Below are 17,652 nucleotides of genomic sequence, written 5' to 3'. Positions count from 1 at the left end.
TCCTACCCGAGCGCGATCTGGTTCAGCCCGTCGGCCAGCTGGGTCAGCCGGGTCAGCACCGCCGTCGCGGATGACGGCGTGTGACCGGCGAGGCCGGCCGACGGCGTGACCCGGACGGCGCCCAGCGCGGCTGGCGGGAGGCCGAGCTGGCGCCACGGGCGCCAGAGCATTTCCACCGCCTCAGGGACGCGCGGCAGCACCGCGGCCGGATCATCGACCGGCAACGCCCCCGCCCAGAAGCGTTTCCCGGACTCCACCGCACCGGCGATTTGTTCCCATTGGCGGGAGCTCAGGGCCCGCAGCGGCACCGCGATCCCGTCCGCGCCGGCGGCGAGGATCCGGTCGAAGGGAGCCTCGACTTCGGGCACGCAGACCACGACTTCGGCCGCCCCGGCATCCCTCAAGGCGTCGATGACAATACGCCAGGCCTCGGTGATTTCGGATCCCGCGACGGCGCGGAGGGTGCGGTAGCCACTGGCGGTGGGGATGGTGCCGGCCATGACCGCGGCGATGTCCGGCTCGTCCAGCTGCACCACCAGTCCGGCGCCCGGCGCCGCCGCAGCCACCCGGCGCAGGTAGGCGCCCACCCCGGCGGCCAGCGAGGCCGCAAGGTCCCGCCGCGCGCCGTAGTCGATGAGGGCCCGCTCCCCGCTGTGCAGGTGCAGTCCGGCAGCGAGGCTGAGTGGGCCGCGCAGTTGGATTTTGAGTTCCGAGGCCGGCGTGTCCTCGGCCCCGACGACGTCGGCCAGGACGTTGATATCCGTGGACAGCGCCGAACGGGCCCGCAGGAGGTCCTTCCCCGGCCGGTCGACCAGGCGCCAGCCGTGGGGCTGGACGTCGACGGCGAGGCCCTCCAGCAGCGACGCGGTCCGGCCCAGGGCGTCTGAGCCGACGCCGCGGTCCGGGAGTTCGGCGAGGAAGGGAAGGTGCGGGCTGCCGAGCTCGCCGCGGATGATGCGGGCGGCTTCAACCGGGTCCTCCCCCGGCCACGGCCCAAGCGCGGTGGCCGTGACCTGGCCGGGCACATCAGACAAGCGGACATCAGGCACGGCCACGGCTACGCCTCGGCAGTAACGGCGGGGTCCGCGGCAGCCGAGGCGCGGTGTGCGGCCTCGTGCGCGGCGGCCTCGTGATCCTCGGCGATGGCCTCGTGGTGGCGGATCACTTCGCCGATGATGAAGTTCAGGAACTTCTCGGCAAATGCCGGGTCCAAGTGCGCTTCGGCGGCGAGCCGGCGCAGGCGGGCGATCTGGGCCGTCTCCCGGCCCGGGTCCCCCGCGGGAAGCTTGTGCGCGGCCTTGAGGAAACCGACCTTCTGCGTTGCCTTGAAGCGCTCGGCCAGGAGGAAGACCAGGGTGGCATCGATGTTGTCGATGCTGGAGCGGATGGAGAGCAGTTCCGCCATCACCGCGGGATCCACGTGCCCGGCCAGCGAACTGGCCGTGGGGTCATAGGAATCTGCGTCGGGAAGGTTCAGGTTCTGCTCGGTCATTCGTCCAGTGTAGGGGCTGGCACGGGTGTCCCGCCGGGTGTTAAGCGGGACATGCCCGCCGTTCGCAGTGAACGGCGGGCATGTCCCGTGGTGCGGCCGGTGCTTCCCCGGCAGGGCCGGCGAGGCCGGCTCTCAGGCTCCGAGTACCGCGCGGAATTCCTCGCGGCGCCGTGCCTGTTCGTCCGGATCCGGGACCGGCAGCGAGGCGATGAGCCTCTTGGTGTAGTCGTGCTGCGGGTGCCCCATCACCTGGTTTCCGAGGCCCTGCTCCACCATCTTGCCCTTGTACAGCACCCCGACCCAGTGCGAGAGGATGTCCACCACGGCGAGGTCGTGGCTGATGAAGAGGCAGGCGAACCCGAACTCTGCCTGGATCTCCTTGAACAGCTCCAGCACCTTGGCCTGCACCGATACGTCCAGCGCCGACGTTGGCTCGTCGGCGATCAGCAGCTTCGGGTTCAGGATCAGTGCCCGCGCCAGCGAGGCGCGTTGGCGCTGGCCACCGGAGAGCTCGTGCGGGTACCGGTCGGCGTAGGCCGCCGGCAGCTGCACCGATTCGAGCAGTTCCCGGGTCCGCTGGCGTGCCTGCGCCGGCGTCGGCTTCGTGTGGATGACCAGCGGCTCGGCGATGCACTCGCCGATGGTGAGCTGCGGGTTGAACGACGCCGCCGGGTCCTGGAAGACAAAGCCGATCTGCTTGCGCAGCGGCTTGAAGGTGCGCTCCTTGAGATTGAGCATCTCGTAGTCCAGCACCTTCAGGCTGCCGCCCGTGGTCTTGTTCAGGCCCGCGATGGCACGGCCGATCGTCGTCTTGCCGGAACCCGATTCGCCGACGAGGCCGAAGACCTCACCCTCGGACAGGGTGAAGTTCACACCATCCACGGCCTTGAACGCGGGGCTGCCCAGCCGGCCGGGGTACTCGATGGTGAGGTTCTTGGCCTCGACCAGCACCTTGCCGCCCTGGTGGGCCCGTTCGGTCATCCCCGCCGAGGCGGAGTTCCGGCCCAGGTGCGGGACGGCGGCCAGGAGCTTCTTCGTGTAGTCCTGCTTCGGTTCGGCAAACAGCACCCGGGAGCTGGCCTCCTCGACGACGTCGCCCTGGTACATCACGACGACGCGGTCGGCGAGGTCGGCCACAACGCCCATGTTGTGCGTGATCAGCACGATCGAGGTGCCGTACTGGTCCCGCAGGTCACGCAGCAGTTCCAGGATTTCCGCCTGCACGGTGACGTCCAGGGCGGTGGTCGGCTCATCGGCAACGATGAGGCCCGGGTTGAGCGCCAGCGCGGCGGCGATGACGACGCGCTGCTTCTGGCCGCCGGAGAACTGGTGCGGGTAGTAGTTGACCCGGGTCTCCGGATCCGGGATGCCTACCTTCCGCAGGGCGTCGATGGCGCGCGCCTTGGCTTCTTTGGCGCTGACCTTGCCGGCTCCCCCGTGTCCGGCATGGGCGCGGATGCCCTCGGCGATCTGCCAGCCCACGGTGAAGACGGGGTTGAGCGCCGTCGACGGTTCCTGGAACACCATCGCCACGTCGCGGCCGCGGATTTCGCGCAGTTTCGAGGCGCTGACGCTGATCACGTTGTTGCTGTTGATCAGCACGGCGCCGGAGCTTATGGCCGTCTCCGGCAGCAGCCCCAGGATGGTCTTGGCGGTAACGGTCTTGCCGGAGCCCGATTCGCCAACAATGGCGACGACCTCGCCCGGGTTGACCTCGAGGCTGACATCCTTCACCGCGTAGACGTCCCCGGCGTCGGTGGCGAAGGTGACCCTGAGGTGGTCGATGTCCAGCACAGGCCCGGCGCCGCGGGCGGGCTGGTCCGATACGGATCCGATATTGGTGGTCATGAACTGCTCACTTCTGCTGATGCCGCCGCCTGGCTGCCGGCGGGGGTGGGTCCGGCGGGGGTGGGTCCGGCTTTGCCGGGAGCGGCCTTCTTACGGCCGCGCAGGCGCGGGTCGTTGAGGTCGTTGATGCTTTCGCCGACGAGGGTCAGCCCCACCACGGTGAGGACGATTGCCAGGCCCGGGAAGACACCGGTCCACCAGATGCCGGAGGTGGTGTCCGCCAGCGCCTTGTTGAGGTCGAAGCCCCACTCCGCGGCCGAGGTCGGTTCGATGCCAAAGCCCAGGAAGCCCAGGCCCGCGAGGGTGAGGATGGCTTCGGAGGCGTTCAGCGTGAAGATCAGCGGCAAGGTGCGGGTGGCGTTCTTGTAGATGTGCCGGGTCATGATCCTGATGTTGGACGCACCCACCACCTTGGCCGACTCGACGAACGGTTCGGCCTTGAGCCGGATCGTTTCGGCGCGGATGACGCGGAAGTACTGCGGGATGAAGACCACGGTGATCGAGATTGCCGCGGCCAGGATGCCGCCCCACAGGCTGGAGCGTCCGCCGCTGATCACGATCGCCATGACGATGGCGACCAGCAGGGACGGGAAGGCGTACACGGCGTCGGCGATGACCACGAGGATCCGGTCCAGCCAGCCGCCGATATAGCCGCTGACCAGGCCGAGGATGACGCCGATGAAGATCGACATGATGACCGCCACGATGATGACCATGACGGCGGTCTGCGCGCCCCAGACGACGCGGGAGAACACGTCGTAGCCGCCCACGGTGGTGCCAAGCAGGTGCTTGCCGCCGGGGGCCTGCTGGGCCGGGAAGTTACCGTCGGCGTCGGAAATCTGGGAGAAGCCGAACGGCGCGATCAGCGGGGCGAAAATCGCGGTGAGCAGGAACAGCCCGGTGAGGATGAGCCCGGTGACGAGCATGCCGCGCTGCAGGCCGACGCTCTTGTTGAAGTGCGAGACGACCGGCAGGCGCCGGTACCAGGGGTCCCTGCGGGCTTCTGCCGCAATAGTTGGTTCGATGCTCATGTCAGTACCTCACGCGGGGGTCGATCAGCGCGGCGACAATGTCCACGATGAAGTTGGTCACGGCCACGATCACGGCAAGCAGCACCACGATGCCCTGCACGGCCACGAAGTCGCGGGCCGTCAGGTAGGTCGCGAGCTGGAAGCCGAGGCCTTTCCACTCAAAGGTGGTCTCGGTCAGCACGGCGCCGCCGAGCATGACGGCAATCTGCAGGCCCATCACGGTGATGATGGGGATCAGGGCCGGCTTGTAGGCGTGCTTGGTGACCAGGCGGAATTCGCTGACGCCGCGTGAGCGTCCGGCCTCCACGTAGTCCTTGCCGAGGGTGCCGATCACGTTGGTGCGCACCAGCCGCAGGAAGATGCCGGCGGTCAGCAGCCCAAGAGCGACGGCGGGCAGCACCGCGTGGGCGGTGACGTCGCCGAGTGCGGCCATGTTGCCGCTGCGGAGGGCATCCAGCCAGTAGATGCCGGTGGGAGTCTCCAGCGCGGTGAGGGCCAGTTCCGTGGAGGTCTTGGCCCGCCCGGCAACCGGGAGCCAGCCCAGCCAGACCGAGAAGGTCAGCTTGAGCAGCATGCCGGCGAAGAAGACGGGTGTGGCGTAGCAGAGGATCGCGAAGATCCGCAGCACGGCGTCGGCTGCCTTGTCGCGGCGGTGCGCGGCGATCATGCCGAGCGGGATGCCCACGAGCAGGGCCACGATCAGCGCGTTGATGGACAGCTCCAGCGTCGCCGAACCGTAGGTGGTCAGCATCTCGGAGACCTGGCGGTTGTCCGAGAGCGTGGTGCCGAAGTTGCCGGTGATCAGCTGTCCGAGGTACTCGAAGTACTGCACGAAGATGGGCCGGTCGTAGCCGGCCGCGTGGATGCGCTCCGCCAACTGCTCCGGCGGGAGCCGTCCGCCGAGGGCGGCAGTGATCGGGTCACCGGTGATCCGCATCAGGAAGAACACGAGCGTGACCAGGATGAAGATGGTCGGGAAGATCAGCAGGAACCTGATCAGGATGTACTGGCCCAGTCCCCCACCGGACGCCTTTTTCTTTGTCGGCAATAGGCCGTCGGCGTCGCTGGGCGGCGCCTCAATAAGTGTTGTCATTGGTACCTAAATTTGTGCTTCCGTCGGCTTCGTGGGCTTCGGGAATCGGTTGTCCCGCCATCAGCAAGAAAGGCGGGACGCCGCGCGGGCGCCCCGCCTCCTTGGCTGGTCAGGACCGGATGGGGAATGGACCTACTTGGAAATCACACCAAGACGGGTCTTGAAGGACGCGTCGAGGGTCTTTTCGACACCCTGGACGTCCTTGCCGGCGACCATGAGCTGGGCGCCCTGCAACAGCGGCAGCGTGGAGAGGTCCTTGGCGACGGCCGTCTGGGCGTCGCCGAGCACCTTTTCGCGCTCGGTCTTGTCAACGGTGGTGAGCTGCTTCTTGATCAGCGCCGTGACAGTCGGGTTCTCGTAGTGGTTCTTGAGGAAGTTGCCCGGGATGAAGAACGGGGTCAGGTAGTTGTCGGCGTCGGAGTAGTCCGGGAACCAGCCGAGCTGGTAAACCGGGTAGACATCCTTGGTGCGGTCCTTGGAGTAGGTGACCCACTCGGTGGACTGCAGGTCAACCTTGAACAGGCCCGACTTCTCCAGCTGCTCCTTGATCATGGCGTACTCGTCGCCGGAGGACTTGCCGTAGTGGTCCGGGTTGTACTGCAGCTTCAGGGTGACCGGGGCGGTGACGCCGGCGTCGCTGAATGCCTTCTTGGCCTTGTCGAGGCTCGGCTTGCCGTTGCCGTCGCCGTACATGTCCTTGAGCGGCTTGATGGCGCCGACGAAGCCGTCCGGGACGACGGAGTACGCGGGCAGGTAGGTGCCCTTGTAGACCTGGCTGGCGATCGCGTCGCGGTCAACGATGTCTGCTATCGCTTCGCGGACGGCGAGTGCCTTCTTCGGGTCGGCGTCGGCAGCCTTGGCGCCGAACGGCATGGTGTCGAAGTTGAAGACGATGTAGCGGAGCTCGCCGCCGGGGCCCTTGTGGACCTTGACCTTGGAGTCCTTCTCGAGGTCGGCGGCGTCGGTCGCGGTCAGGCTGCGGCCGGCGACGTCGATGTTGCCCTGCTGGACATCGAGCTTGAGGTTGTTGGAGTCCGCGTAGTACTTGATCGTGGCGCTGTCGTTTGCCGGCTTGCCAAGCAGACCCTTGTAGTCCGGGTTGGCCTTGAGGCTCACGAGCTCGTTCTTCTTGTAGCTCTCGATCGTGTACTGGCCAGCGAAGGGCTTGCCCTTGACGATGTCCTCGTCGCTCATCAGCTTGTCCGGGGAGAAGACCTCTTCGTCGACGATCGGACCGGCGTTCGCGGCAAGCACGCCCGGGAAGACCTGGTCATTGCCTTCCTTGAGCTTGAAGACCACGGTGGAGTCGTCTTTGACTTCCACCGAAGCTAGGTTGCCCAGCAGGGAGGCCGGACCGTTGTCATCGTTGATCTTGATGACGCGGTCGATCGAGAACTTCACGTCCGAGGACGTCAGGGCGTGGCCGTTGGCGAACTTGAGGCCCGACTTGAGCTTGACGGTGTATTCCGTCGGGCTCGTGAAGGATGCGGACTCGGCGATGTCCGGGGTGGAGTCAGCCGTTCCGGGCTTGGAGTTCATCAGGAACGGGTAGATCTGGTTCATCACCATGAAGGAGCCGGCATCGTAGGAGCCGGCGGGGTCAAGGGTGACCACCTTGTCCGTGGTGCCGTAAGTAATGGTGCCTCCGCCTGCGGCGCTGCCGGAGGACGTTCCGCCGCCGGAAGGGCCGGTGCAGGCCGTCAATGCAAAGGCGGAAACCCCGGCAAGCGCGATGGCGCTCTGCAGGGCCTTTTTGTTCATTGCCATCTGTGAACTTTCTGTTCGATGAGTACTAGTGCGCAGCCCGAAGTAGCTTGACTCGAGGGGCAGCACACTGTCCTGATTCCTAGATTCAACCAGAAGACCACGGACGAATCGCTGCATCTTGTGAGTTGAGACACAAAATTTACACGAACACGGGGAACTTATCGCATTCTTCGGGATTCCGCCCGGATTTCCGGCACCCCTGAGCCTGCGCCGAAGGCCTTCGGACATGTCCACCGCCGGGGTGCCCGTTAACGCCAGGAGCGCCGCCCGCCTATGGCGAGCGGCGCTTCTGAACTCGGCGCTTCGGTGGAACGATCTAGAGGGCGGCGCGCTGCAGGGAGCGCGCGGCGTCGATGGTGGCCTGGCCGAGGACCCGGCTGCCCTGGTAGAGCACCACAGTCTGGCCGGGGGCGACCCCGCGCAACGGCTCCGCCAGCGTCACCACGAGGTCACCGGACCCGCCGGCGTGGTCCATCCGGGCGGTTGCCGGGACGGGGTCGCCATGGGCGCGGACCTGGGCGTAGCAGTCGAACTCCTCGCCGGTGGCGATCTCGGCGATCGGCAGTCCCGCCCAGGAGACCTTGATGCCCCGGATTTCGTCGATGGCCAGCAGCGCCTCGGGCCCGACCACCACCTTGTTTTCCTTGGGTCGGATTTCCAGCACAAAGCGCGGCTTGCCGTCGGCTGCCGGGGTGCCCAGCTTGAGTCCGCGGCGCTGGCCGACGGTGAAGGCGTTGGCTCCCGGGTGCTCGCCGACCTTGGCACCGGACTCGTCCACGATGTCGCCGGTGGTCATCTCGATCTTCTCCGCCAGCCAGCCGGCAGTGTCGCCGTCGGGGATGAAGCAGATGTCGTGGCTGTCCGGCTTGTTCGCCACCGAAAGTCCGCGGCGTTCGGCCTCGGCCCGGACTTCGGCCTTGGAAGGGGTATCCGCGAGCGGAAACATCGAGTGCCGGAGCTGTTCGTGCGTGAGGACGCCGAGCACGTAGCTCTGGTCCTTGGCCCAGTCCGCGGCGCGGTGCAGCTCGGGGTTGCCCTCGGCGTCGGTGATCACCTTGGCGTAGTGGCCGGTGCAGACGGCGTCGAACCCCAGCGCGATCGCCTTCTCCAGCAGCGCGGCGAACTTGATCCGCTCGTTGCAGCGCATGCACGGGTTTGGCGTGCGGCCGGCGGCATATTCGTCGATGAAGTCCTGGACGACGTCTTCCTTGAAGCGCTCGGAGAAGTCCCACACGTAGTACGGGATGCCGAGCACGTCGCACGCCCGCCAGGCGTCACGCGAATCCTCGATGGTGCAGCAGCCGCGGCTGCCGGTGCGCAGCGTTCCGGGCATGCGCGAGAGGGCGAGGTGGACCCCGACGACGTCGTGTCCGGCCTCGACGGCGCGGGCTGCGGCAACGGCTGAATCGACGCCGCCGCTCATGGCTGCAAGAACTCGCATGCTGGCTTTCTCTAGGAATCAGGAGGGTCGCGGGCAGTTGAATAACACAACGCCTGCCCCGCAATTCTATCGCCACGCCGAATCCTGCCCCAAAAAGGTCTTGACGGCGGCACCCCCCGCTTCTAACGTCGGCATTAACGGTTTTAGAAAAAGCACCGGCAAACGCACAGGCGGGACGCGCGAACATGGCTGTTGAAAACATCGTGATTGTGGGTGGCGGCCTGGCCGGGGCCACCGCCGCCAAGACGCTGCGGGCGGAGGGCTTCGAGGGCCCCGTCACCCTTCTCGCCGAGGAGCCGCACGCCCCCTACCTGCGGCCGCCGCTGTCTAAGGAGTATCTCCTGGGCAAGGACGGCGAGGAAGCCCTCCCGGTGGTTCCGCCAGCCTGGTACGGGGAGAACGACGTCGACCTCCGGCTGGGCGTCCCGGCCACCGGCTTGGACACCGCGGCCCGCACGGTGGCGCTCGGCGACGGCGGCCGGCTCGGCTATTCCGCGCTCCTGCTGGCCACCGGCGCACGTCCGCGCTCGATTCCGCTTCCCGGCAGCGGCCTGGACGGGGTGATGACGTTCCGGACGCTGGAGGACAGCCGCCGGCTCCGGGATGCCCTCGCCGGCGGAGGCCGGAATGTGGTGATGGTCGGCTCGGGCTGGATCGGGATGGAGCTCGCGGCCGCGGCGAGCTCGTACGGCAACACTGTCACGCTGCTGGGCCTGGAGCAGGTTCCGCTGGAGGCCGCGATCGGTCCCGAACTGGGAAGGTTCTTCCGGTCGCTGCATGAGTCCCACGGTGTCCGGTTCCGGCTCCCGGCGTCGGCTCACGAGATCATGGGCGAGGCTGGCCGGGTCACCGGGGTCCGCACCGATGCGGGCGAGGTCCTGGCCGCCGACCTTGTGGTGGTCGCGGTAGGCGTAGTGCCGGAAACCTCGCTTGCCGCGGCCTCGGGTATCGAGCTGAACAACGGGATCCTCACGGACGCCTCGCTGCGGACCTCGGCGCCCGGCGTCTTTGCCGCCGGTGACGTGGCCAACGCGCTGCACCCGTTCACCGGCAGCCACCACCGCAGCGAGCACTGGTCCAATGCGCTCAACGGCGGCAAGGTCGCTGGCCGGGCGATGTTGGGCCGGGACGCGGTGCTGGATGCGGTTCCCTACTTCTACACGGACCAATACGACGTCAGCATGGAGTACTCGGGCTTCGGCAGCCTGGTCGAGGGGCCGCCCGTGCTCCGCGGCTCCGTGGAGGAGAGGAGCTTTCTCGCCTTCTGGCAGCGTGAGGGCCGCGTGGTCGCCGGCATGAACGTCAACTGGCCGAGGTCCGACAAACCGCAAAAAGCCATCAAGGCACTCATCACCGCACGGTCCGCGGTCAACCCGGACTCGCTGGCGGATCCGGATGTCCCGCTGGAGCAACTGCTGCCCGCGGACTAGCCTGCTGCGGCCTGGCGGGCGAGCGTACCCGCGGTCTGGATGCTGGACTCGTGGCCGGCCATCCCGGCCTGGCGGGCACGCTCATACGCCGAGGGCAGCGCCGCGAGCAGCGCGTCGACGTCGGCGTCGGTGGATGAATGGCCGAGGGTGAAGCGCTGGGCGCCCCGGGCCGTGTCCTCATCCAGGCCCATGGCGAGCAGCACATGGGAGGGCCGGGGTACGCCGGCGGTGCAGGCGGAGCCGGTGGAGGATTCCACCCCCGCAAGGTCCAGCAGGAACAGGAGCGAATCGCCCTCGCAGCCGGGGAAGGTGAAGTGCGCATTGCCCGGCAGCCGGTGCGCCCCGGGGGCTCCGCGGAGCACAGCCTCCGGCACGGCCGCGCGGACGCCGTCGATCAGGCGGTCGCGGAGCGCCGAGATCCGCTCGGACTCGGCGGCCAGGTTTCGGGTGGCCGCCTCCGCCGCGGCGGCGAAGGCGGCGATGGATGCGGTGTCCAGGGTGCCGGAGCGCACGTCGCGCTCCTGTCCCCCGCCGTGCTGGACCGGGGTCAGTTTGACGGCGCGGCCAAGCAGCAGGGCGCCGACGCCCACGGGGCCGCCGATCTTGTGGCCGGAAATGGACATCGCGTCCAGGCCGGTTTCGCGGAAATCCACCGGAACAGAGCCGAACGCCTGAACGGCGTCGGAATGCACGGGCACCCCCGCGGAATGCGCTAGCCGCACGATTTCCCCGACGGGCTGCAGGCTCCCCACCTCGTTGTTGGCCCACATGACGGTGACCAGCGCGATCGCGCCGGGATCGTCGGCGAGTTCCGCCTCCAGCGCGGCCAGGTCGAGGACGCCATGTTCGTCGACCGGCAGCCAGCGGACGTCGGCTCCTTCGTGCCGTTCGAGCCATTCGACGGTGTCCAGGACCGCGTGGTGTTCGACGGCGGAGCAGAGGATGCGGGTCCGCTTGGGGTCTTCGGCGTTGCGGGCCCAGTAGAGTCCCTTGACGGCCAGGTTGTCCGCTTCCGTCCCGCCGGAGGTGAAGATGACCTCCGAAGGGTGCGCTCCGGCTGCGGCGGCCAGTGCCTCGCGGGCATCCTCGACGGCCCGGCGGGCACGGCGGCCGGCCCCGTGCAGCGAGGACGGGTTGCCGGTCCGGGCCAGCTCACGCGTCAGCGCGGTCAGCGCTTCCGCGGCGAGCGGCGTGGTGGCAGCGTGGTCTAGGTATACGGACACAGGCCAATTCTACCGTGGGAGCACATTCAGCCCCAGCGGGACGGAACCGCGGGGAAGCTCGAGGACAGCGCCGCGGGACTGCAGCCGAGGGCCGGGCCCTGGTGTACATTCGAGCGGTGAAAGCGCCCTTGTACCTCGTCCTGGCCACGGTGTTCTGGTCCGGAAATTATGTCGTTGGCAAGGCGGCGGTCGCGTCAATGAGCCCGCTGGACCTGACTTTCTGGCGCTGGGCGCTGGCCGCCCTGCCGTTGCTCGCCCTGGCCCACTTCGTGGAAAAGCCGGACTGGCGGGCGGTCCTGCGCCGCTGGCCCGTGCTGCTGCTGCTGAGCGCACTCGGCATGAGCGGCTACACCCTGCTGTTGTACGGTGCATTGGGCTACACCTCTGCCCTCAACGCCTCCCTGATTACCGCGGCGAACCCGGCCTTGATCGTGGTGATGGCAGTTTTCCTGCTGGGCGAGCGGACCACACGGCTGGGCTGGCTCGGCATCGGGCTGGGGCTCGTGGGCGTGCTGCTGGTGTTGACCCGCGGCGAGCTGCAGCGGCTGTCCAGCCTCTCAATCAATACCGGCGAACTCATGATGCTCGGCGCCATCGTGGTCTGGGCCAGCTACACGATCATCGCCCGCCGGCTGGACATTCCGGCCATCGCCGCCACCGCGGTGCAGGTGGCCATGGCCGCCGTGACGCTGACCCCCTTCGCCGCGGCCCTGCACGTCCGGCTGCCGGAGACCCCGGCGGAAGGCTGGTCGCTGGCCTACATTGTCGTCTTCCCCTCGCTGGGCGCCTACCTGTTCTGGAACCTGGCCCTGAGGACCACGCCGCCGGGCACCGCGGGGAACTACCTGAACCTGATGGTGGTCTTCACCGCTGTCATCACCCTTGCGCTGGGCACGCCCCTGACACTCGTGCAAGTGGCCGGCGGCATCATTGTTGTTGCCGGCGTGCTGCTGACCGGCCTCAAGGGCCGGGCGAGGCTCAGAGCGGCCTGATCCTGGCGCAGCACTGGGCAGGCGCGGCCGCTCCCTTTGCCCGGAGTTCCTCGATATCGAGTGCTTCCACCCGCCCGGGGTCCACGCCGCAGGCTGCTGCGACTCCGCCCAGGAACGCGCCGTTCATGGCGCAGACCACCTCCGCATGGCCCTGGGCAACCTGGTGGAACGGGCAGTTGAGCAAGACCAGGCCGCCGTCGCCGGCGCCGTCGTCCGCTGGCCGGTAACCCTCGGCGGCCAGCAGCTCGGCGAAGTCCGCGGCGCCGGCACCTTCGCCCGCACCTTTAACCGCGGCCAGGCCGCGCGCCCGCGCGGCCTTGAGCAGCGCGTCCCGGGCCGAACCGCCGTCGGCCACGGAGTGTTCAATCGCCGTCACCAGCAGCTCAGCGGCCAGGTCGTAATTGCGTTCCGGGACCGATGCCGAGACCTCCCGGACGGCCGCGCGGTACAGCTTGGCCGGCCGGCCCGAGCCTGGCCCCTCCTTACCGCCAAGTTTGCGGAACTCCACCGCCAGCAGGCCGTCGTGGACCAGCCGGTCCAAGTGGAACGATGCCGTGCTCCGCGCCAGCCCGAGGGCTCCGGCCGCGTCATCGCGGCCCACCGCCTGATCCGCTGCGGCGACGTAGTCGAAGAGACGCCTGCGGTTTTCATCGCCCAGCGACGCGACGGCGGCAATCCTGCGGCTCCACGGAAAGCGGTTCATGGAATCAGCCTAACTCTAAAAACAAGATCCATTGCTTAACCCTGCTTCCCATTCTAAAATCAGAGCATCCAATTTTAGAAGGAGCGAGCAATGAAATCTCCAACAACACTGGCGGCCCCGGCCCCAACGGCGGCGGCCGCTTCCCAACGGCAGGCCTTCCTATTGCTGCGCACGGTCTTCACGGTGGCGCCGATCATTTTCGGCGTGGACAAGTTCACCAACGTGCTGACCGACTGGACGATGTACCTGGCCCCGGTGGCCACCTCGGTCGTCCCGTTGCCGGCGACAAGTTTCATGTACGTCGTCGGCGTCGTTGAAATAGTCGCAGGCCTTGCCGTCGCGGTCCGGCCGCGCTTCGGTTCCCTGCTGGTGGCCGTGTGGCTGCTCGGCATCATCATCAACCTGCTGGTCCTGGGCAGCTACTTCGACGTGGCGCTGCGCGATTTCGGCCTGCTGGTCGCGGCGTTGGCGCTCAACAGGCTCTCGCCCGCGAGGATCCGCTAGCCCGCCGCTGCGGCCGCCGTCCTGCCCCTCAGCGGGTCAGGTCGACGGCGGCAGCACGGCCAGCCGGGCGGCGACGTCGGCACGTGCGGCCGCGAGCGCCGCGGCGTCCGGGCAGGAGACGGAGACGTAGACGGATGAGCCGACCTTGGCGAAGAGCCGGGCATAGCTGGCGGTGACCCGCTTCCCGCTCCTTTTGCCGCCCTCAAGCGCCAGCACCTCGACCTTTGGGCCCGGTTTGCCCGGTTCGCCGCCCCAGCGCAGCGATGTGGTCTTGAGGTAGGACGGCAGGATGCTGGGGTCCAGGTAATGGAAGAGGGCCTCCGTGGACGCCTTGTCATCGCCGGCCACGACCAGGGGCCATTGGTTCACCCGGACCTTGGCGGCGACCAGGCAGCCGTCGGCTTTCCGATACTCACTGGCGCCGGCCACGTCCTGCCGGCCGGGCTTCCAGCGGGGCGCATCGCCCAGCCCGTCGGAGAGTCGCACCGGCACACCGGCAACGAGGCGGTCCCCCGCGGTGAAGGGTAGGTTCCGCGCAGCGACCGCCTCGGCGTCGTAGCCCGGAGTCACGGTCGGAGTGGCGAGGGTGGCGGCTGCGCTGCCCGCCGGCCGGGGTGCCGCGGGATCCGGGACGCCGACACTGCAGCCGGCCAGCACCGGTAGCAACAGCAGCAGTGCGGCCGCACTGCGCGGCGCCGTCCTAGCCATGCCCGTCCCCCTTACTATGCCAGCACCCGGAGCGCGCCGGGCACCACGTCGATGGTCAGCGGCAGCGGCCCGATCCGCTCGCCGTCCGCGTACGCGACGACGCCGTCGGCCGCGAGTTCCACCCGCCGGACCCGGCGGATCTGCACGGACGGGTGGGCCACGTGCCGGCCGGAAAAGACCTTTGGAAACACTGCCAGGAAGGCTGCCCGGGACAGCGGACCGACGGTGAACAGATCCAGGTACCCATCGTCGAGCGCGGCGTCCGGGACAACCTTCATGCCGCCGCCGATCGACTGCCCGTTGGCCACCGAAATCAGCATCGCCCCTTGCTGCCAGCGTTCGCCGTCGGCCGTCACGGTGTACTCGATGGCACGGAAGGTGGCGAGTTCGCGCAGCATGGCCAGGTTGTAGCGGGCCTTGCCGCGGGGCCAGCGCCACCGGTTGGCACGCTCGTTGACCGCGGCGTCAAAGCCCGCGGACACCACCCCGGCGAACCAGTGCGTCCGGTCTCCCGAGCTGACCCGGCCGGCGTCGATTTGTCGGCCGCCCGAAGGCAGGGCCGCCAGCACGCGTGCGGCGGCCGCCGGAATGTCGTGCAGCGGAAGACCAAGCGCGCGTGCCATGTCGTTTCCGGTTCCGCTGGCAATGATGCCCAGCGGAGTTTCGCCGAAGGGGGCTCCTGAGCCGGCCAGTGCGTTGACGCCCAGGTGCACCATGCCGTCCCCGCCCACCACCACCAGGGCATCCACTCCGTCGGCCACCGCCTTGTCCACGGCCCGGGACAGCGCCTGGTAGCTCTCCTCGCACAGCAACTGGACCTGCGCGCCACCCGCGCGAAGACACTCCGCCGCTTCCCGGCCGGCATGCCGGCCGCGGCCAAAGGAGGCGCGCGGGTTGACGGCGAGGGCAATCTTCATGCGCTGAATTATGCCAGCCGCCGGGAACCATCCACGGCTGCACGCTCGTTATTCCGCCAGCCGGTTAAACTGTCCACGCCGGAAGTACAGGCCGGGCCGGCTCCACCGACGCAAAGGAATCTTGCTTGACGCAGGGCAACAGCTCGCATTACCAGGTCCTCAGGATCCCCGTCACGGCGACGGATAAGGACATCAAGGTGGCCTACCGCAAGGCTGCCCGCACGGCCCACCCGGACCACGGGGGCGACGCCGCCACGTTCCGCCGCGTGACCCTGGCCTACGAGACCCTGATCGATGCCAAGCGCCGGGCCGAGTACGACCGCTCCTACGGCAGCGGGACCGCGTTCTCCAGCCGCACCGCCCCGGCCGAGGAAGGGGCGCACTTCGACGCCCCGGCCGCCGGCAGCCGGTCTTCTGCACACGTCCGCCGGCCCAACACGCCGCGCAACACCGCCGCGGATGCGCCGGTCTACGTCCCGTCCTTCGAGGAGGTGGCGGCGGCGGGCGAGGTGCCGCTGATTCCGGCGTCGGTGGCCCGGCAGCAGGTCCACGGCATGCCGCGGCGGCGGGGAATCTTCGGCGCCGAGGCACGCATCCAGCGCGAAATGCGGACGGTGCAGCTGATCACCCGGCAGATCCTGCCCGCCATCCCGGCAGCCCGGCTGATCAACGGCCTGCAGTCCCCCGCGGACAACAGCCACATCGACCACGTGCTGGTCTCCGGCTACCGGATGGCCATCATCGGCTCCATGCTGCTGCCGCCGGGAGCCTACGCCTGGAACGGCAGCACGCTGAACCACGGCGGACGGTCCATCGCCCCGCCGCAATTGGCCCACGTGGTGCGCAGGATGCAGGACATTTTCCCGGAGCTGAATGTCACCGGGTGGACTGTCGTCCACAGCACCGACGGCAACCTGCACGAACCGGTGATCGACCGGCACGGACGCTCCCGTGACCGCACCGACAGCCACGAGATCGTACAGGTGGTCAATGCCGCCGGCCTGGCCCGGGGCCTCAAGCAGTTCCTCAGTTCCGGGCCGGCCCCGAACATTGTCAACGTGCCGGTGCTGGCCCGGATGCTGCGCGGCATGCACTAGGGGACGCGCCCGGGAATGCGTCAGGAACCCGGCGGCTCGTTAGGATGGGAACGTGTTCCGCATCCTCTTCCACAGCCCCGAAATCCCCGGCAATACCGGCAACGCCATCCGGCTGGCCGCCATCACGGGGGCCGAACTCCATCTGGTGGAGCCGCTGGGCTTTGACTTCTCCGACGCCAAGCTGCGCCGCGCCGGCCTGGACTACCACGACCTCGCCGTCGTCACCGTCCACCCGAACATCGACGCCGCCTGGGACGCGCTGCAGCCCGAGCGGGTCTACGCCTTCACTTCCGACGGTGAGACCTCCTACACGGAGATCAACTACCAGCCCGGGGACGTGCTGATGTTCGGCCGGGAATCCGTGGGCCTGTCCGAGGAAGTCAAACACGATCCGCACGTCACCTCCCGCGTCCGGCTGCCGATGCTGCCGGCGCTGCGCTCGCTGAACCTCGCCAACGCGGCGTCGATCGCCGTCTACGAGGCGTGGCGCCAGCAGGGATTCGCGGGCGCCAAGCTCTAGCGCCGCGGGCCCCGGCGTCGGCCCTGGAGTCGATCCTGTTGCGAGCCCCGGCGCGAACCGCGATGGCAAAATTCCCTGAAATCCTTCCCATCCGTTTTCCCCGCCGCGCCGAATCCTTTCTGAGAGACCATTAACGGCGAGCGTCGAAGGGAGCGAGGAGCGGGCGGTGACAATCATGCAGGCGGATAGACGCCCGGCCCCACGGGCTGCGGGCAACCACGGCACTGTCGAAGTCCGTTCTGCCCCCGGTCCGGCGGCTGGCACCTTATGCTTGAAGGTGATGGAAACACCGAATGCCCCGAACCCCGAGGCCGCCGCTCCCCCTAGCACCTCAGCTGACATCAACCGTCGGCTGGGCGTATTGCTGGGACAGATCGCCAACGGGGACCAGGCAGCCTTCGCCGAGTTTTATCAGCTCACCTCGCGCCGCGTCTTCGGCATGGCGCGGCGGGTACTGATCGACGCGGAGCTGAGCGAGGACACCACGCAGGAAGTCTTCCTCCAGGTCTGGCAGAACGCCGCGAAGTTCAACGCCGACGCCGGCAGCCCGCTGGCGTGGCTGATGACCATTTCGCACCGCAGGGCTGTGGACAAGGTCCGGTCCTCGCAGTCCTCGACCGACCGTGAAGCAAGGTACGGCGCCAGCAGCCAGGAGATCGACCACGACTCCGTCTCCGATGAGGTGGGCAGCAAGCTCGAGGCCGAAGCCGTGGTCCGCTGCCTGGACACGCTGACGGACACGCAGCAGGAATCCGTGCGGCTTGCCTACTACGGCGGCCTCACCTACCGGGAAGTCGCTGAGAGGCTCAATGCGGCGGTTCCCACCATCAAGTCCCGCATCCGGGACGGACTGATCCGACTGAAAACCTGTTTGGGGGTGAGTTGA

General features: G+C 68.1%; 17 protein-coding genes. 6 read left to right on the top strand and 11 right to left on the bottom strand.

Annotated features, from left to right (window positions below; genetic code table 11):
- Positions 1-2: 2 nt before the first annotated feature.
- From AC1DNC_RS13885 to mnmA, 7 genes are all read right to left on the bottom strand, one after another.
- Positions 3-1,034: a uroporphyrinogen decarboxylase/cobalamine-independent methonine synthase family protein gene (locus AC1DNC_RS13885; protein WP_476863112.1), complete on the bottom strand. Its 1,032-nt coding sequence runs from the start codon at positions 1,032-1,034 to the stop codon at positions 3-5.
- 23 nt (positions 1,035-1,057) lie between these two features.
- Positions 1,058-1,492 carry a chorismate mutase gene (locus tag AC1DNC_RS13880; protein ID WP_476863111.1) on the bottom strand — a complete coding sequence of 145 codons (435 nt, stop codon included), beginning with the start codon at positions 1,490-1,492 and terminating at the stop codon, positions 1,058-1,060.
- A 132-nt stretch (positions 1,493-1,624) separates the two neighbouring features.
- Positions 1,625-3,340 (bottom strand): ABC transporter ATP-binding protein, encoded by a 1,716-nt coding sequence (locus AC1DNC_RS13875; protein WP_476863110.1) that lies wholly within the window; start codon positions 3,338-3,340, stop codon positions 1,625-1,627.
- Positions 3,337-4,371 (bottom strand): ABC transporter permease, encoded by a 1,035-nt coding sequence (locus tag AC1DNC_RS13870; RefSeq protein WP_476863109.1) that lies wholly within the window; start codon positions 4,369-4,371, stop codon positions 3,337-3,339. Before AC1DNC_RS13870 ends, AC1DNC_RS13875 begins: the two co-directional genes overlap by 4 nt.
- Before the next feature lies 1 nt (position 4,372).
- Positions 4,373-5,464: an ABC transporter permease gene (locus tag AC1DNC_RS13865; protein ID WP_476863108.1), complete on the bottom strand. Its 1,092-nt coding sequence runs from the start codon at positions 5,462-5,464 to the stop codon at positions 4,373-4,375.
- A gap of 132 nt (positions 5,465-5,596) precedes the next feature.
- Positions 5,597-7,231, bottom strand: coding sequence for an ABC transporter substrate-binding protein (locus tag AC1DNC_RS13860; protein ID WP_476863107.1), 1,635 nt, complete (start codon positions 7,229-7,231; stop codon positions 5,597-5,599).
- A 316-nt stretch (positions 7,232-7,547) separates the two neighbouring features.
- On the bottom strand, positions 7,548-8,672 hold the full coding sequence (gene mnmA / locus AC1DNC_RS13855) for a tRNA 2-thiouridine(34) synthase MnmA (protein WP_476863106.1): 1,125 nt from the start codon (positions 8,670-8,672) through the stop codon (positions 7,548-7,550).
- Positions 8,673-8,857: 185 nt separating this feature from the next.
- On the opposite strand from mnmA, the gene AC1DNC_RS13850 reads away from it, so the two are divergent.
- On the top strand, positions 8,858-10,102 hold the full coding sequence (locus AC1DNC_RS13850; protein WP_476863105.1) for an NAD(P)/FAD-dependent oxidoreductase: 1,245 nt from the start codon (positions 8,858-8,860) through the stop codon (positions 10,100-10,102).
- Here AC1DNC_RS13850 and AC1DNC_RS13845 read toward each other — a convergent pair.
- Positions 10,099-11,325, bottom strand: a complete 1,227-nt coding sequence (locus AC1DNC_RS13845; protein WP_476863104.1) for a cysteine desulfurase family protein — start codon at positions 11,323-11,325, stop codon at positions 10,099-10,101. The genes AC1DNC_RS13850 and AC1DNC_RS13845 overlap by 4 nt on opposite strands.
- A gap of 116 nt (positions 11,326-11,441) precedes the next feature.
- Between AC1DNC_RS13845 and AC1DNC_RS13840 the strand changes: the two genes are divergently transcribed.
- Entirely contained in the window at positions 11,442-12,317 is an 876-nt protein-coding gene (locus AC1DNC_RS13840) for a DMT family transporter (protein WP_476863103.1), read from the top strand.
- Here AC1DNC_RS13840 and AC1DNC_RS13835 read toward each other — a convergent pair.
- The gene (locus AC1DNC_RS13835) at positions 12,304-13,020 is read right to left on the bottom strand and encodes a helix-turn-helix transcriptional regulator (RefSeq protein WP_476863102.1); all 717 of its coding nucleotides are present in this window, start codon (positions 13,018-13,020) and stop codon (positions 12,304-12,306) included. The two genes, AC1DNC_RS13840 and AC1DNC_RS13835, sit on opposite strands and share 14 nt — an antisense overlap.
- A gap of 90 nt (positions 13,021-13,110) precedes the next feature.
- Here AC1DNC_RS13835 and AC1DNC_RS13830 point away from each other — a divergent pair, with 90 nt between their 5' ends.
- The gene (locus AC1DNC_RS13830; protein WP_476863101.1) at positions 13,111-13,524 is read left to right on the top strand and encodes a hypothetical protein; all 414 of its coding nucleotides are present in this window, start codon (positions 13,111-13,113) and stop codon (positions 13,522-13,524) included.
- 36 nt (positions 13,525-13,560) lie between these two features.
- Here AC1DNC_RS13830 and AC1DNC_RS13825 read toward each other — a convergent pair whose 3' ends face one another.
- Together AC1DNC_RS13825 and AC1DNC_RS13820 are read right to left on the bottom strand one after the other, a co-directional pair.
- Complete coding sequence (locus tag AC1DNC_RS13825; protein WP_476863100.1) at positions 13,561-14,232, bottom strand: hypothetical protein; 672 nt, start codon at positions 14,230-14,232, stop codon at positions 13,561-13,563.
- A gap of 14 nt (positions 14,233-14,246) precedes the next feature.
- Positions 14,247-15,149 (bottom strand): diacylglycerol/lipid kinase family protein, encoded by a 903-nt coding sequence (locus tag AC1DNC_RS13820; RefSeq protein ID WP_476863099.1) that lies wholly within the window; start codon positions 15,147-15,149, stop codon positions 14,247-14,249.
- A gap of 125 nt (positions 15,150-15,274) precedes the next feature.
- Between AC1DNC_RS13820 and AC1DNC_RS13815 the strand changes: the two genes are divergently transcribed.
- From AC1DNC_RS13815 to sigK, 3 genes are all read left to right on the top strand, one after another.
- Positions 15,275-16,246 (top strand): J domain-containing protein, encoded by a 972-nt coding sequence (locus AC1DNC_RS13815; RefSeq protein WP_476863098.1) that lies wholly within the window; start codon positions 15,275-15,277, stop codon positions 16,244-16,246.
- 52 nt (positions 16,247-16,298) lie between these two features.
- On the top strand, positions 16,299-16,766 hold the full coding sequence (locus AC1DNC_RS13810; protein WP_476863097.1) for a tRNA (cytidine(34)-2'-O)-methyltransferase: 468 nt from the start codon (positions 16,299-16,301) through the stop codon (positions 16,764-16,766).
- 280 nt (positions 16,767-17,046) lie between these two features.
- A complete protein-coding gene (sigK, locus tag AC1DNC_RS13805) occupies positions 17,047-17,652 on the top strand; it encodes an ECF RNA polymerase sigma factor SigK (RefSeq protein WP_476863096.1) in 606 nt (201 codons plus the stop codon).

The sequence above is a fragment of the Arthrobacter sp. 01N442 genome (assembly GCF_056399345.1).
Note: the sequence above shows the minus strand (reverse complement) of the source record. Positions and strands in the feature narration are given on the sequence as shown.

Coding starts and splice junctions, on each gene's coding strand:
- AC1DNC_RS13860 (WP_476863107.1), bottom strand. CDS start 7,231: ATGGCAATGAACAAAAAGGCCCTGCAGAGCGCCATCGCGCTTGCCGGG.
- AC1DNC_RS13880 (WP_476863111.1), bottom strand. CDS start 1,492: ATGACCGAGCAGAACCTGAACCTTCCCGACGCAGATTCCTATGACCCC.
- AC1DNC_RS13820 (WP_476863099.1), bottom strand. CDS start 15,149: ATGAAGATTGCCCTCGCCGTCAACCCGCGCGCCTCCTTTGGCCGCGGC.
- AC1DNC_RS13830 (WP_476863101.1), top strand. CDS start 13,111: ATGAAATCTCCAACAACACTGGCGGCCCCGGCCCCAACGGCGGCGGCC.
- AC1DNC_RS13835 (WP_476863102.1), bottom strand. CDS start 13,020: ATGAACCGCTTTCCGTGGAGCCGCAGGATTGCCGCCGTCGCGTCGCTG.
- AC1DNC_RS13850 (WP_476863105.1), top strand. CDS start 8,858: ATGGCTGTTGAAAACATCGTGATTGTGGGTGGCGGCCTGGCCGGGGCC.
- AC1DNC_RS13825 (WP_476863100.1), bottom strand. CDS start 14,232: ATGGCTAGGACGGCGCCGCGCAGTGCGGCCGCACTGCTGCTGTTGCTA.
- AC1DNC_RS13865 (WP_476863108.1), bottom strand. CDS start 5,464: ATGACAACACTTATTGAGGCGCCGCCCAGCGACGCCGACGGCCTATTG.
- AC1DNC_RS13870 (WP_476863109.1), bottom strand. CDS start 4,371: ATGAGCATCGAACCAACTATTGCGGCAGAAGCCCGCAGGGACCCCTGG.
- AC1DNC_RS13875 (WP_476863110.1), bottom strand. CDS start 3,340: ATGACCACCAATATCGGATCCGTATCGGACCAGCCCGCCCGCGGCGCC.
- sigK (WP_476863096.1), top strand. CDS start 17,047: ATGGAAACACCGAATGCCCCGAACCCCGAGGCCGCCGCTCCCCCTAGC.
- mnmA (WP_476863106.1), bottom strand. CDS start 8,672: ATGCGAGTTCTTGCAGCCATGAGCGGCGGCGTCGATTCAGCCGTTGCC.